At 68.2% G+C, this 14,313-nt stretch carries 12 protein-coding genes and 4 pseudogenes; 5 read left to right on the top strand and 11 right to left on the bottom strand.

The features are described 5' to 3' along the window. Positions 1–198 precede the first annotated feature (198 nt). The 8 genes and pseudogenes from ACIQU4_RS39645 to ACIQU4_RS39610 form a co-directional block, all read right to left on the bottom strand. Positions 199–1,725, bottom strand: a complete 1,527-nt coding sequence (locus tag ACIQU4_RS39645) for a hypothetical protein (RefSeq protein WP_403741904.1) — start codon at positions 1,723–1,725, stop codon at positions 199–201. A gap of 29 nt (positions 1,726–1,754) precedes the next feature. Then, positions 1,755–1,982: pseudogene (locus ACIQU4_RS39640) on the bottom strand (Tn3 family transposase); the annotation flags it as partial. A gap of 584 nt (positions 1,983–2,566) precedes the next feature. Beyond that, positions 2,567–2,911: pseudogene (locus ACIQU4_RS39635) on the bottom strand (ATP-binding protein); the annotation flags it as partial. 37 nt (positions 2,912–2,948) lie between these two features. Beyond that, the gene (locus ACIQU4_RS39630) at positions 2,949–3,251 is read right to left on the bottom strand and encodes a hypothetical protein (RefSeq protein ID WP_403741901.1); all 303 of its coding nucleotides are present in this window, start codon (positions 3,249–3,251) and stop codon (positions 2,949–2,951) included. Between the two features lie 95 nt (positions 3,252–3,346). Continuing rightward, complete coding sequence (locus tag ACIQU4_RS39625; protein ID WP_403741899.1) at positions 3,347–4,219, bottom strand: hypothetical protein; 873 nt, start codon at positions 4,217–4,219, stop codon at positions 3,347–3,349. Continuing rightward, complete coding sequence (locus ACIQU4_RS39620) at positions 4,216–5,151, bottom strand: ABC transporter ATP-binding protein (RefSeq protein WP_403741896.1); 936 nt, start codon at positions 5,149–5,151, stop codon at positions 4,216–4,218. Before ACIQU4_RS39620 ends, ACIQU4_RS39625 begins: the two co-directional genes overlap by 4 nt. Then, entirely contained in the window at positions 5,144–5,401 is a 258-nt protein-coding gene (locus ACIQU4_RS39615) for a hypothetical protein (protein WP_403741895.1), read from the bottom strand. Before ACIQU4_RS39615 ends, ACIQU4_RS39620 begins: the two co-directional genes overlap by 8 nt. A 77-nt stretch (positions 5,402–5,478) precedes the next feature. Continuing rightward, positions 5,479–5,925, bottom strand: a complete 447-nt coding sequence (locus ACIQU4_RS39610) for a hypothetical protein (protein WP_403741892.1) — start codon at positions 5,923–5,925, stop codon at positions 5,479–5,481. A gap of 621 nt (positions 5,926–6,546) precedes the next feature. Here ACIQU4_RS39610 and ACIQU4_RS39605 point away from each other — a divergent pair. The 4 genes and pseudogenes from ACIQU4_RS39605 to ACIQU4_RS39590 all read left to right on the top strand — a co-directional run. After that, positions 6,547–7,350 carry a hypothetical protein gene (locus ACIQU4_RS39605; RefSeq protein WP_403741889.1) on the top strand — a complete coding sequence of 268 codons (804 nt, stop codon included), beginning with the start codon at positions 6,547–6,549 and terminating at the stop codon, positions 7,348–7,350. After that, positions 7,347–7,634: a hypothetical protein gene (locus ACIQU4_RS39600; RefSeq protein WP_403741886.1), complete on the top strand. Its 288-nt coding sequence runs from the start codon at positions 7,347–7,349 to the stop codon at positions 7,632–7,634. The genes ACIQU4_RS39605 and ACIQU4_RS39600 overlap by 4 nt, the downstream gene beginning before the upstream one ends. 173 nt (positions 7,635–7,807) lie before the next feature. Further along, on the top strand, positions 7,808–8,311 hold the full coding sequence (locus ACIQU4_RS39595) for a transposase family protein (protein ID WP_403741950.1): 504 nt from the start codon (positions 7,808–7,810) through the stop codon (positions 8,309–8,311). Continuing rightward, a pseudogene (locus ACIQU4_RS39590) lies at positions 8,208–9,183 on the top strand (transposase); the annotation flags it as partial. The gene ACIQU4_RS39595 and the pseudogene ACIQU4_RS39590, both read left to right, overlap by 104 nt. Before the next feature lie 37 nt (positions 9,184–9,220). Here ACIQU4_RS39590 and ACIQU4_RS39585 read toward each other — a convergent pair. The 3 genes and pseudogenes from ACIQU4_RS39585 to ACIQU4_RS39575 form a co-directional block, all read right to left on the bottom strand. After that, positions 9,221–9,673 (bottom strand): GNAT family N-acetyltransferase, encoded by a 453-nt coding sequence (locus tag ACIQU4_RS39585; protein WP_403741884.1) that lies wholly within the window; start codon positions 9,671–9,673, stop codon positions 9,221–9,223. A gap of 1,460 nt (positions 9,674–11,133) precedes the next feature. Further along, positions 11,134–11,418 (bottom strand): annotated as a pseudogene (locus ACIQU4_RS39580) (hypothetical protein); the annotation flags it as partial. Positions 11,419–11,803: 385 nt separating this feature from the next. Beyond that, complete coding sequence (locus tag ACIQU4_RS39575; protein WP_403741881.1) at positions 11,804–12,028, bottom strand: hypothetical protein; 225 nt, start codon at positions 12,026–12,028, stop codon at positions 11,804–11,806. Positions 12,029–12,323: 295 nt separating this feature from the next. On the opposite strand from ACIQU4_RS39575, the gene mobF reads away from it, so the two are divergent. Further along, positions 12,324–14,294 carry a MobF family relaxase gene (gene mobF, locus ACIQU4_RS39570; protein ID WP_403741878.1) on the top strand — a complete coding sequence of 657 codons (1,971 nt, stop codon included), beginning with the start codon at positions 12,324–12,326 and terminating at the stop codon, positions 14,292–14,294. Positions 14,295–14,313 lie beyond the last annotated feature (19 nt).

Genomic DNA, 14,313 nt, shown 5'->3' with positions numbered 1-14,313 from the left:
ACCGAGGGTGACTTGCCCGCGTTCTTCCCGACCTTGATGGTGAGCTTCTTGGCAATCTCGGGAACGGGAAGTGCCGGCGGATGAGAGGTTGAGTCGGCGGGGCCGTGCGTCGAGGTTGACGGGTGGATCTGAGTTCGGCTTCGCCCTGCTGTTTCCGTAGGGTGACCGGCTTGGTTGGGCGGTGGCGCTGCGCCGGATCTATGCCCCGCTGGGCTCAGGTACCAGCTCCGCCATTACGGCCGGTGGCAGGGACGGGTTGGCGGCAGCGGCTTCCACCACTTGCCAGTCGTGGTCGGCAAGTAGTTCGACGATGACCTCTGGCGGCAGGGCCGGGTGCCCGGCAGCCACCCGCCGTGCCTGCCTGTCCGTCAAACAGGCGAGCAGCGCCGGGCCGGTCGCGTTGGGGTGCCGGGCGATCTCACGCAGTGCCTTCTGAACAGGCGGTACGTGCCTGGTCAGGTCCTCTAGCAGGGCGGGAGGGGTCTCCGGGTTGGCCGCCACCTTGGCGACGACCCGGGCTCCGTGGCGTTCGACCATGGACCGCAGCTGAGTCTCCGAGAGGCCAGGGTGGCGCGCGATGGACTTGACCACCTTCGCGTCGGGGTCGTCGGCCAGCAGGTTGCGGGTCTCGGCCGGCAGATCGTGCCGTTCGGCCAGGAGCATTCGCATCACCGGATTCGACGACGTGGACAGGTCCTCGATCTCGGAGGGAGAAGCGGCGGCGATCCGCGGCAGTAGGGACGGGCCGATCTTGGTGGTGGCGGCCAGGTCGGAGAGTACGTCGAGCGGCACGTGGGGGTTGTGCGCCAGTCTGCGCTGCACGTCGTGGCCTCGGTCGGCGGCCAGCACACGGATCAGGGCGTCGTCGATCGTTGGGTTCTCTGCGAGTTCGGCTCGAACGCCGGGAATAGGGTCATCGGTGAGCCGCGCCGCTGACTCCGGCGGCAGGTCGGGGCGGGCGGCGAGCCGGCAGCGCAGCAGCGACGAAGGGTGGTCGGCGAACCCGAGGAGAGCCCCGACCGGTGTGGTGGGGTTCCGCAGTGCCTGCTCTGCCAGCTCGTGGAGGGTGGACTCGTGCGAGCCGGCGCACGAGGCACCCGACCGCAGGTCGCAGTCGAGCCGCGGACAGTACGGATCGTGCGTGTACGGCGTCTCTTCGCCGTCGCAGACCAGGCACCGCTCTGCCGGTGACAGCCCCTCGCCGGTGATCAGTATGGCCAGGACCTGCGGTGGTGTCGCCTCGTTGGCCGCCACCGCGCGGCGGACCTCGGCATGCGGGTGGCGCGCCAGACGGGCCGCCAGGTCCGCCGTGGTCCACAACGCGAGTTCCGAGACGACCTGTACGTCCGGGTCGGCGGTGAGCGTCTCCCTCACATCGGCCGGAAGTCCGGGACAGGCGGCCAGCTTCGCCCGGCGATCGGCGTCGGGGTCCTGGGCGAAGAGCCGCGCCCACTCCGGGTCGCCGGCAAGCTCGTCGAGCAGGGCGAGCGCGGCTTGCGGCTGTGTGAGGGGGTTGATGTCGGCAGCGGTCAACCGGCCCTCGTACACGAGTCGCACAGTGCTCTCCTCGACCCGCGCGGCCAGGTCGACCGCCTGCTCGCGGCTGAGGTCCGCGCGGCCGGCGAGGCCATCGGCGATGTCCGCGTCCGCGACCGAGACCAGGCGCCCGACCAGCTCGAAGGGCAGAGCCTCATTGACGGCGAGGCCGCACAGTACATGGTTCACAGGAAGACATCCTGCCCGACCGCGGTCGAACGGCCCAGGACGTTGAGGTTCTTGTGCTTCAGCGGGGACAGCCTGGCGATGTTCCCGCCCGGGATCTGGTGTCCCTCGGCGCGGAGCTGGTCGACGGCGGCGTCGATGTACCGGGTCGTCCAGAGCACCACGGCGTTCAGGACTAGGCCGAGCGAGCCGAGCTGGTCTTCCATCCCGTCCCGGTACGCCTGGTGGATGGTGCCCTTCTTGCCGTGGCAGATGTCGCGGGTGGCTGCGTAGGTGAGAAGTAGCAGCACACGGCAGCGGTAGGACCGTCGGCCAAGTGGGTCAGAACTCGATTCGGCGCGTCCACCATGGAAGATCGGGGGCCTCGAAGGGGTTGTTGACCGTGCGCCGGAGAATCTGGTCATCCACGGGCGCGACGACTGCACGCAGTTCGCGTCGTGCCTTCGTGCGGAGGAGCCGGAGTGTGAGCTCGAGCAGGGTCCGGACGTGGTAGAAACCGCTCCGCAGGTCGGTGTCGTCGTATCCGTAGAAGGGAGTGACATCCCTTCGTGGCCTTCGGGCGGTGGAACTCCATCGGCGAAACGCGTGTGCGACCTCGCCTGCTGGGAGCCCATGGATGCGCTCGAAGTGTGCGATCTGCCTGTTCGCGGATGCGGACAGCCCTCGGATCACGGGAGCCCGACGATGCCTGACTCGGTTGGCCCGGCGTGGGAGCTGAGCCCTGATCTCGCCCGGTGACCGGCGAGGCATGAACACTTCCAGTCAGGAAGACGGTAGGTCCACCGACGGTAGACCGTTTCAGTGCCCAAGATCAAGGCTGAGGGAAGCTCCGGCGGTCAGACGCTCAGCCAGCGGCGGCTTGCTGTTCGGCGCGAGCGCGGGTGGTGGCGAGGCGGCAGGAGTCGGTGCCGGTCTCGATGATGTTGCCGCCGAAGGTGAGGCGGTCGACGATGGCCGCGCAGAGCCGCGGGTCGGTGAAGGTCTTGGTCCAGCCTGAGAAGGCTTCGTTCGAGGCGATCGCCACGCTGTTCTTGTCCTCCCGCTCGGTCAGAACCTGGAAGAGGAGTTCGGCGCCGCGGCAGTCGAGTTCCATGTAGCCGAGCTCGTCGATGCACAAAAGATCGACACGGCCGTAGCGGGCGATGGCCTTGGTCAGCTGCTTCTCGTCGGCGGCCTCGACGAGCTCGTTGTAGTACTCACCGCCGAAGTCTCACAGCCTGAAGTGATCACCAGCGGCGCGGGAAGCTGAGGATGGCCGCGAGTGAGGCCGCGAAGCCAAGGTGGGCTCCGACAAGGAACACCCATTCCAGAGCGCTCATACGCCAACGACTACGGGCGAGCAGCCGCCACTCGTACGCCATGAACCCGACAGCGAGGACAAACGCCGGCGCCCACAGCAGAGCCCACCAGGACCAGACGCCGGTGAAACGGAAGAGGACGGTGACCACACCGAAGAGCACGACAAGCAGGGACCATCCTGGCTTCTCCTTCTCTTGGAACGACTGCGGTGCGGCTGAAGGCTGGTTCACGTCTCATGAACCTCACGGTTTGTGACAGGAGGCAAGGCAAGAGGGGGCTTCGCAGCTCCGTGCCCGCCCGTTTCCTTGAGTCCTATCGAATGTTTCTAGCGTGCATCTCTTTTGATGTACGACCATGCGCCGAGGGCAGCTATCAGCGTGGTGAAACCAATGAAAACCGCAGTTCCTGTGCCGGTTGACAGGTCACTCCCGACGAAAGCCTCCACAAGGGCCCGGTCTGTCTCGGGCAGCGTATCGACACTGGCTGCCATCGCCGCCCGTCCCGCACCGAAGGGAAGCCGGCCCGCGAGTGCTTCCACACCGGGTACGAGGCGTAGCAGGATGCCTGCGATTCGTTCGCCGAGCAGCGGCCACAGGACCAGCAGGAGTGCGGCCGCGACGCGGTTGCGTACCAGGGCGACGACTGAGGCCGCGATCACCGGCCAGCAGGTCATGAAGATCGTGTATCCGAGGAGTCCGGGAAGGGTTTGCGCCCAGTTGGGGTGTGCCTTCCCGGTCACTGCCAAGGCAGCCGTTGCGGACGAGGCGACCAGTACGGCTCCGCCCAGTGCGCTCAGTGCTCCGAGCGCCCCGCCGACTAGGAGTTTGGCTGCGAACGCGGTGCGGCGGCCGGCCAGGGTGAGCCATGTCGTGCGGGCTGTTCCACGCGAGAGTTCCGTGGCGACCGGTCCGGTTGCCAGAGGCAGGAGGATGAGGGCGCTGAGCGGTAGCTGCATGGAGATGGCGTCCATCTGGAACGCGGTCACCATCGACCAGGAGGACGGGGCCGTGCCGGGTTCCAGGCCGATGGGCGCCGTCAGGCCGGCGACCAAGTCGAGTGCCGCGAGGGCTCCCAGGAGAATCCAGGTGGAGCGCAGACCGGTGAGGTGGCGCCATTCGTAGCGCATCGCTCGCTGGAGTGCGGTGGCGCGCGTGGCCGGGGTGGCGTTTGCGTGAAGGCCTGGTGTCGTGTGGCTCATGAGATCTGGAACTCCTCTTCGGCCACCGACAGGTAGTAGTCCTCCAGGGAAGGTGCCTGCTCATCGAGCCAGTGCACGGGGATGCCGTGTTCGGCGGCGAGGTCGCCGACCTGGAACCGGGTGATGCCCCGGATCCTGGCTCTGCCCTGGTCGAGGAGCTGGAAGCTTGCGCCCAGCTGCTTCACTGGCTCGGCGAGTTCGTCGACGCGTGGGCTCTGGACGGTCACCTCGGCTCCGAGGCGGGCCAGGTCCTCGATCGAGGTCTCCGCCACGACGCGTCCTCGGGCCAGGACCACGACCCGGTCGGCTAGCTGCTGCATCTCGGCGAGCAGGTGGCTGGATACGAGTACCGCTTTCCCTTCATCGGCGAAGTGCCGCAGGGTGTCGCGCAGCCAGCGGATTGAGTGGGGGTCGAGGCCGTTGGCCGGTTCGTCCAGGAAGAACACGGCCGGATCGCCCAGCAGTGCCTGCGCGATCCCGGCGCGCTGTGCCATGCCCAACGACAGTGCTTCGAGGCGCTTGTCCGCGGTGTCGGTGAGGCCCACCCGCTCGATGACTTCCCGCACGCGGCTGTCGGGCACTCCTGCGCCGGCCGCGACCATGCGCAGGTGTGCGGTGAGGGTGTGTCGGGGATGCCCTGCGACACCGCCCATCACCACGCCGACGACCTTGGCCGGGTCCCGCCACTGCGTCAGGGGGCGCCCGAAGTACCTCGTGGTTCCCTGGCCTGCGGTCAGTCCGAGCATCAGGCGCAGCGTGGTCGTCTTCCCCGCGCCGTTTGCCCCGAGGAATCCGGTCACCACTCCTGCGGGCACGTCCAGGTGGACGTCGTCGACGATCCGCTTGCCCTTGTGATGCCAGGTCAGGCCCTGGGCCCGCACCGCTTCAAGGTGGTCGGCGCCGGTTGTTGCGGGAGCGGGCCGGTCAGGCATGGTTTAGCCAGAAGAAGAACCCGAAGAGAACAAGTACGGCCAGCGCGAAGGCTCCCCCGGCGCCGGGGCTCTCCTTGCGGGCGGCGCAGATGCCCAGCGCGGCCAGCGGCGGCAGCCAGCCGACGGCGTACAGCAGCCATCCCACACGGACCGCTGTCTCCGAACGCACCACGACAAAAGCGATGACGGCGGCGGTGATGAACAGTGCGGGCGACGCCCACAGGTTGCGTACAACGGTCTCGCGGGTCACAGCCACGCGTTCACCTTCCCAAGTCGCGGGGCCCTGCCGCCGCCGGGGGGAATACTCGGCGGCGGCAGGGCGGTCGGTCAGCCGGTGAAGTTCTGCAGGATGTAGTCGATGAGTTCCTGCACCGCGTAGCCCGGCAGGGCCTTGATGGCCCACTTGGCCGGGTTCCAGTTCGACAGGCTTTCCACCCACCCGACGAACGAGCCGTAGCCGCCCTTCGCCGCCTCCCAGGCCTTATTCGCCAGGCCGGACTTCTTGATGGCCTCCCATGCCGCCTTGACCAGCTTGCCGGCGCCAGCCTCCGACGCCTCACCGTTCGAGGGGCCACCGACGCCCGGCGCGGTGGTCACGCCCGCATCGGACACAGGAACCGGGCCCGTCAGCTGGACCGCGGCCGGCTGGACCACCGCGACGGTCCGGACAGGCGCCGAAGTGGCGGCACTCGCCGCGGGCGCGGCGATCCCGAAAGCAACAGCAGCGAGCGCCGAGACACCGGCAGCACGCAGAACAGTGCGCTTCACGTACACTCCTTGGTGCGTAGCCGGGGAAGAAGGCATGCAGGAGCGCAGGCGATGGTTCCAAGCAAAACCCGTGCCCCCGCGGTCTTCTTCCCCGTTAATTCTCCCCGTATACCGACCCGGTTGGTCTGGCCGGGGCGTGCTCAAGGAACGTAAACCACAGTGCTACGTCTGATCAATCCACGAGCACGGTGAACAAGATCATGGGCGACACGCCCCGGAATCACTTTGTTCCGCATGAGCTGATACCCACTCAAAAGCCTGTCTGCTGAGCTTAATAGCTTCTCGCGGATCCACTTTGCCGACAGTATCGGCCAGCGTGTCGCAAAACAATATTCGATTCTGCACGGCCGGCTGCGGAACGGCAATTTTCGGACCCGCTTTGACCGAAACGGGAACGCCCATGAACTCAGTTGATCAATGCTCACGCCGAGGTGCCGCGTAGAGTGGCGCGAAATAGCATTCCGGTGACGCAATTCCTTCCCTGCATAACCGAAGCGGTCCTGACCCCGTCGGCATCGCTGCTCCCGCACTGTGGGGCCTAAGGCTGCGACGCGCCCGGGCGACACGCGTCCAGCGTTGGGGGTTGGCTTCGACACCATCCGACTGACGATCGCGGCAATCGCCGACATGAACGCCCGGGCCGGACACGAGAAGTGGCCGCCCACAGCCAAGGCGTTGAAGATCTACGCCGACGCCCGGCACGAGCAGCGCCAGGCCGGACGCAGCTCGAAGTCCGCGCCCCCGCTGGACATGGCCCGCCTGGTCCAGATGGCCGACGCATGCCCGGACACCCTGGCCGGGCTCCGCGACAAGGTCATCGCGTACGTCCAGTACTACACCCGCGGCCGACGCAGCGAGGGCGCCCACTTCCGGGTCGCCTCGGTGGAGCCGGTCAGCGATGACCTCCTGGTCGTGCGGAAGTGGACCAGCAAGAACGACAAGCAGGACCAGGGACGGGAGTACGAGATCGACGACCCGACGGCCATCGCCGTCATCCGGGCCTGGATCGAGGAGCTCACCAAGCGCGGTGAGGGCGCTCCCCACATGCCGCTGCTGCGCCGGGTGAACAAGGGAGACAACCTGGACCCTGTCAGCAAGAAGGGGTGGGGCCTGACCCCCCAGGCGATCAACGAGGTCACCAAGCGGATGGCGGTCCGGGCGCAGCTGGATGTGGCGGCGGACGTCACCTCGCAGGGCTGGCGTGCCGGCGTCCCATCCGACCTCGGTGCCCTTGGCTACTCGGCGGAGGAGATCAAGGACATCACCGGCGACTGGTCCTCGACCCAACAGGTGGAGAAGTACCGAAAGGTGGGCCGACGCAGGGCCGGCCTGAAGGCTGACGAGAGCCGCCGCAGCCGGGCCATCTCCGACCTGCACAGGCTGCGGGCCGGGGCGCACCCGGCGGAAGCGGAAGGCGGGCAGGAGCGGTGAGGGGCGGTCCGCTGCTGGACGAGGGCGCGGTGCTGAACTGGGACGACGAGCTGGTCCGTACCGTCCGGGAGCAGTACAACGCCCGGGCGGACGAGCTCGTCGAGGAGCACGACCTGTTCGAGGTGCCGTCCTGGCTGGCTGCCCGGCGTGGCTGGGTACTGCAGCTGGAGGGCGAGCGCGCGCAGGCGTGGGCGGAGCTGGAGGAACGGCGCCGGGTGTGGGAGCGGATCTCCCTGGCCTGGGCCGAGGGCTGGTGGGCCGACCTCGCCCGGCGGGCTGTGTAGGTGAGAACCAGGTTCTGGCACAGATCTTGGGGAGTTGTCGCGGAGTGTTACTCCGGTGTTCGATTGCGAGGAGACGGTTCGCGTGAGACCGCGTACGCCTTGTCGTCCGACGAACAGAATGGACGCTCCCTCAGGTGCCTGCCGGCCGCTGCTGCGGCCGGTTGTGGCCGGTGATGGTGCTGGTCATGCAGACCGTTGCACCGTTCTGGGACTCGCTGGTGTTCGAGGGGATCGACGATGTGGATGTCGAGGCGGTTACGGCTGCGTTCGGCACGGTCGAGGTGGTGGCGAGAGGCCGTGCGGCCGGGGCGGCGTGCCCGGACTGTGGGTGCTTCTCGGGCCGGGTCCACGACCGTTACCAGCGCAGGCTGAAGGACCCTCCGCTCGCTGAGCAGGGCTTTGTGATCCGGCTGACGGTCCGGCGCTTCATCTGCGGACCTGGAGCGAGTGGGGCTCGCGCCGGCCGGGCGGGCCGGCGTCCGGCTGGCTGCCCAGCTGGGCTTCGGAGCCGGCCGGATGACCTTGTTACGCAGGGTCATGGCCTTGCCCGATCCGCAGTTCGGTACTCCGCGGGTGCTGGGCGTGGACGACTTCGCGATCCGTCGCGGCCAGACCTACTCCACCGTCTTGACCAGCGTCGAAGACCATCGCGTGATCGACGTGCTCCCGACCCGTGAAGCCGGGCCACTGGCCGCCTGGCTGATCCGCCACCCCGGCGTGGAGATCATCTGCCGGGACCGGGCGGGCGCCTACGCCGAGGGCGCCCGGCGTGGCGCCCCCGACGCTTTGCAGGTCGCCGACCGGTTCCATCTGTGGCAGGGCCTCGGCCGAGCCGTGGAGACTTGCGTCGCCGCCCACCGCGACTGCCTGCGCAGCCCATCGCCCAGCGGCATGCTGCCGGAGGCCACCCGGGGTTCCGCTCGGCCGCAGGACGACCTGGCGCCCGTCGGCCGGCGGGCCGAGCGAAAGAAGGCAGCGCACGCCCTCGTCCAAGAGCTCCTCGCCCAAGGCCACTCACGCCGGGCGATCGCCCGGCACCTGGGCTGGGGCCTCAACACCGTGCTCCGGTACGCGAACGCCGCACGCTGGCAGGACACCATCCGCGACAACCGCCCCCGGCCCAGCAGACTGGACCCCTACAAGCCCTACCTGCAGCGACGCATCGCCGAGGGATGCGCCAGCGTCACCCACCTCCACAGCGAACTCGTCGCCGACAACGCACCTGTCACCTACCAGATGGTCCGCGCCCACATCGCCACCCTGCGCGGGGCTCGACAAGGCCGCGGGACACGTCCGCGACTTCGGCGAGATACTCACCGACCGCCTCGGCACCACACTCCCCACCTGGATCGACGCAGTCGACGCAAGCCAGCTACCGGGCCTCACCGGCTTCGCACTCCACCTGCTCCGAGACCTCGACGCCGTAACAGCCGGGCTCACCCTCGACTGAAGCTCCGGCAGCATCGAGGGCTCCGTCAACCGCATCAAGAAGATCAAGCGACAGCTCTACGGCCGAGCCGGATTCGAACTACTCCGCAAGATGATCCTCCTCCAGTAACACTCCGCAACGCCTCAAGATTTCTCGCCTACGGAGCCGTATCGCGCAGGTCGGGGCGGTTCCTTGGCAGTCCGAAGCCTGCCATCTCCTTTTCCTCGTAGGACAGGAAGCCCAGGCTCCGGTAGAACGCGTGGTTGCGGTTGCCCCCTGGTGACGACTCGTGGTCCGTGGACAGGAGGAAGAACCGGCAGTGGGAGTAGCGCCGCATCAGGTGCTCGACCAGCGCCCGGCCAACCCCCTGCCTGTGGTTCGCCGGATTGACCACGACGTCCTGGACGTAACAGATGTGCTCGTCGTCGGAGACGGTCCGGGCCAGTCCGAGGAGCGTTCCCGATCCATCTCGTGCCGTGATGACGAGGTGAGAGTTCACGAGACCGCGACAGAGCTTGTCTACGTCACTGGTGTAGCCCTCCCAGCCGACCGAGTCGTAGAGCTTGAGCATCTCCGCAGGATCGAAAACGCCCTCTGCTGCTATGAACATGCCGATCCCCTATGCGCTGGTGCCACTTCTCACCCTCAACTCGACACCACATACTTCCGGCACGTCAAGATCGACTACTGCCGGACCCGGCCGCCTCTCGCAGGCTCCCCGGCTCGTGGACGGGTGCCGGGGAGATGGACAGGACACGCGGCGGTCTCATGAGGCCCTCGCAATCGAAGGCCAGGATGACGCTCCGCGACGACTCCCCAAGATCTGTGCCAGAACCGAGTTCGGGAGTCACTCATGTCGATCAGGCCCCGGAATCCCAGCTCGGACACCACGGGGCAACTGACCCGCCAGTAGTCGCGAGCCGGACATGACGCCGTGGGTACCGACCGCTGTGGAAACGACCCCTGGGGCCGATCCCCGGGTCGATCCTTAGCGCCCTGAGGCTCTCCAAGGCCGGACCCCTGACCGGTGATGGGACTTCATTCGCAAGGTCACGCCAGCCCCCGCCAGGGGGCTGTCCGTCGGGGGGAGCACGATAATTGGTGCATGAGGCGCTTCTCCGGCTTTACCGGAGGCCGTACGCGAGTGCGGCCGGGGTTCTGGGTGCAACCAGAACCCCGGCCGCAGTGTGCGGGGCGTCGAGGTGGGTCCGGCCGATCATGTGCCGGTCGGGCCCGCTTCACACAGGCCGCGACTTGCCGTCCGGTACCTCACCTGCCCACATCGCTGCTAACGCGCGAACTGCGCCACACACCCTGCGATCGATGTGACCGCGCCGAGCACAGCAATGATCACCTGCGCCCGGATATCTGGGCCGATCCGTTTGCGCTGGTCCGGCCGCTTGGCCCGCTTCCGCATGTTCACCTCCCTCCGGAAGACTCCAGTTGGCAGGCACGCCCAATCCTCAGACTGGGACGCCCCACGCCTACCTGACACCCGGGCGCGGGTGGCGGACCAGGGTGCGCACCCTGGCGACTGATGGCGAATACTCGCTGAAGCATCTGACAGCAGGTAACTGTCAACTCAGCCGAGTTTCTAGGGGCCTCCTGGTCGGCTACCACGACGTCTACGGCGACCAGGAGCCGACAGCCGCACCGGCTGCGACCTCCGGCCGATACCGCACCTGGCGGAACTCCGGTCCGTACTCGCCGCAGGACACAGAAACCACTACCGCAGCCCCAGGCTTGGGACGACGTGGCACGGGCCTCGACAGACTGACCACAGCCCCTCGCCGGCCGGGGAGGCCGCGAAGAACGCCACACTCCGGCAGGCCGGCGCGAGCCTCCTCGCCATACGCGGACTTCAAGCGGCCGTGGATCGAAGCCCGGGATGACTGCCTCCCGTTCTCGTGAACATCGTCTATTCGGCGCGAACGTGCGACTCCCAAAGTCGCGTCAAAACGACGTCGCTACTTGGGTTCTGGCACACATTCCGTGAACCGCCTGTCCGGGGTCTGCCGCAGACCTCGGACAGGGGTGGTCTGCCACCGGAAGCTACTCGCTATCGACGGGAGCGTTGACCTGCTTGTACATGTCCTGGAGATAGGCAAGGTCGCTGGCGTAGAGACTCTCGATCACCCCGGCATGGATGTCCGAAACGGTTCCCAGCCGAGTGACCACCAGGCTTAGCAGAACTACACCGAGGTAGGCCGGGTTCTCGTGCACTCGCCGGTCGGCCAGCGGAGCCAGTTCGTCCCGAGCGGTGGCCAGACGCATCGCACCCTGCTTGTGAACGGTGCCCAAGCTGTCGACGTACCCGTGCGGCAGTTCGAAAGGGAACTCAGTGGCTGTGGTCATGCTGTATCCAGCTCCTTGAATGGGGCGAAGGCCGTTCGGATTGGACCGTCCAGGGTCCATGTCCGCGTGATGATCTTCACCAGGGTGGCACTCGCCTCTACCGGCGCGAGCGCAAACCAGCCGGTCAGGCAAGCATCCGGTCGGCCCAGCACTCACCACCATCCGCTTTACCTCGAGCGGGGTTCGCTGCTGTCGCCATCTTGGTTCTGTCATTTCGTGAACGACCTTGAACTACTGCCGCTCGACGGTGACGCTGTATGGACACGCGCAGCTGACACTGCGACAGTGCGCATCCGAGATCGTTCACGGAATGTGTGCCAGAACCGCTACTTGTGTACAGAGCCAAACGCGGTGAGTACGAGCCCGATCAGGCCACCGATCAGGGTCAGCGTGCCGTCGAAGGCGACGAAGCCACCGGTAATAGCGGCGGGCACCGTACGCCCGGCGCACAGCGGATGCCCTTGATCCGTAACCCGGGGTGGAACTGGCGGCCGGTGCGCAGGTCCGGCACGAAGGCGTCCAGCACCACGCGGCGGAAGCGCCGGCGCTGTGCGGGGGTGAGGTGGTGGAGGTCGGTGGTGAAGCGGGGGAGTGTCTCGAAGGTGGGCACGCTGGTCTCCTCCGGGCAGCACGACGAAGCCCCCGGCGGTCGCCGGAGGCTGCTGTAGGCGGTGCTCGTTGGTGGTGTTCGTTCCGTGGTGCTGGATGGTGCTCAGTGGTGCTGGATGGTGTTGTCCGGGCCGAGGTGTGAGAGTTGCCGGAGAGCGATGACATTCGCGTCCAGCCCGGGGCCGCTTCCCGCCTGGCGGGCGCACGAGAAGAAAGTTCGACCGTTGCTCCCGCCTGGCGGGACGTCCCGCTGATCGGCCTTTTCTTGCAGGTCAGAGCCGTGTGGCGTGGTCTCCATGACAGTGGATATCAGGGTCGTCCGGGCCGGTCAGATGTACCGCTACTTCCTGCGCCAGACCGTCGTCGGCGACGGCCGCCGCCCTGCCCGCACGCCGCTGCGCGAGGCCCAGGAGCAGGCCGGTGTCCCGGCCGGGCGATGGATGGGCCGCGGCCTGGCCGTGCTCGGACTCGCGCCGGGTGAGGAAGTCACCGAGGCGCAGCTGCGGAACCTGTTCGGCGAGCGGGGCCGGCACCCGTACGCGGACCGGATCGAGGCCGACCGGCTCGCCAAGGGCGAGTCCCCGAAGAAGGCGTTCAAGGCCGGCGCCCTCGGCCGCCGGGTGATGGTCACGGGCGTCGACTTCCTCTTCCGGCCGCAGCCGACGATCTACCTCCTGTGGGCGCTGGGGGATGAGGAGACCCGACGGGTGATCGAGGCCGCGCACGAGCGCGCGATCGAGCGGGTGCTGGAGTGGATCGAGGACGAGGTGGCGGTGATCCGGTACGGCAAGGACGGCATCTACCGGGTGCGGCCGCCCGGCGGTCTGGTCGCCGCGCGCTTGCGCCACTACGAGGCACGCTCCGGGCGACCCTTGCTCCATGACCATCTGCTTCTGTCCGTGAAGGGGCAGCGCCTGGACGGGAAGTGGGGCTCGATCCACACCACGGCCCTCCACGAGAACACCGTGGCCGCCTCCGCGCTCTACAACGAGCTCGTGGCCGCTGAGGTCTGCGAGACGCTGGGGCTGGCGACCGAGCCGCGCACCGTCACCCCGGGGCGCCGGCCGGTGATGGAGATCGCCGGGGTGCCGCACGAACTGATCCGCTGGACCTCCCGGCGCAGCGACCAGATCGCCGCCTGCCTGGCCGAGCTGGAGCACGAGTACGTCACCGCCGTCGACGACGACGGCGAGCTGAAGTTCCTGCCCGTGGTCTCCGAACGGGCCCGCGCAAAGCTGAACCAGATCGCCGCCCGCAAGACCCGCCCGCCCAAGCAGAAGACCCGGCCGCTCGCGCAGCTGCGCGCGTGGTGGAAGACGAGCGCGATCCTCACCTCCGGGGTGGCCGTCGACATCATCAACTCCCTCCTCGAGCACGCCCGCGCCGCAGCCGCGGCGATCCGGGCCCGGGTCGCCGCCGTGGTCGACGTCGCCCTGGCGGCCGTCGACGTCACCGCGACGGTGTTCGTGATGAACGACGGCGGCCGCTTCCACCGCAGGCACCTGCTCGCCGAAGCCCGCCGCCAGCTCGCCCTTGTTCTGCGCGGCCGCCGCCGCGAGCCGGGCCTGGACGACCGGATCGTGGCTGCCGCCATCTCCACGTACTGCTTGGACATCAGCGAGCCGAAGACGGTGCGCGGCCTGGAGGCCGGCTACCGCCTCTACACCGCCCGGTGGTCCCTATCCGACCTCCCCGCCCGCCGCCGCCCACCCACCCCCGCACCCGACCCGGACCGGCAACCCCCGGCCGACCCCGGCGAGCCGGCCGCGCCCCGGCCCCCGGGCCAGGACGCGGCGGAGTGGGAGATACCCCGACTCCCTTTGCAGTACGAGCGGGCCGTCCTCGCCGGCGTGGTGGTGCGGGAGAAGCTGCGCAACACCACCACCGCCACCGCCGTTCGGGGCCGGGCGTACGACGTCGTCGCCCACCAGCAGGCAGCGACGCCGGAGCAGCTGCTCGCACCCCCGGCCGCCGAAGCCGAGCACGACGACCAGGAGCCGGAGGCCGGACGCCGGGAGGCGATCGACATGACGGCGCTGCGGGCCTTGCGGGAGTCCCGCACGGACGTGGAAGCCCTCGATCTCACTGCCGAGCGGCTGCGCCGCCTCCAGGACGCGTTCACGAAGGCGGCCGACCAGGCCCGCAACAGGATGGACCGATACGCCGACCCCAAGGACGCCACCGCGCCGCGTCCGGTGCGCGAGGACGACCAGCGCGCACCCCGTCCTCATCCAGGCTCGCATCGCGGTCCGGAAGCCGGCGGCTGAGCCCACCCGATGCGGTGCA

Origin of the sequence: Streptomyces sp. NPDC090741 (assembly GCF_044769045.1) — a bacterium.
Lineage (GTDB): Bacteria > Actinomycetota > Actinomycetes > Streptomycetales > Streptomycetaceae > Streptomyces.
This window is presented reverse-complemented; position numbering and strand designations above follow the sequence as displayed.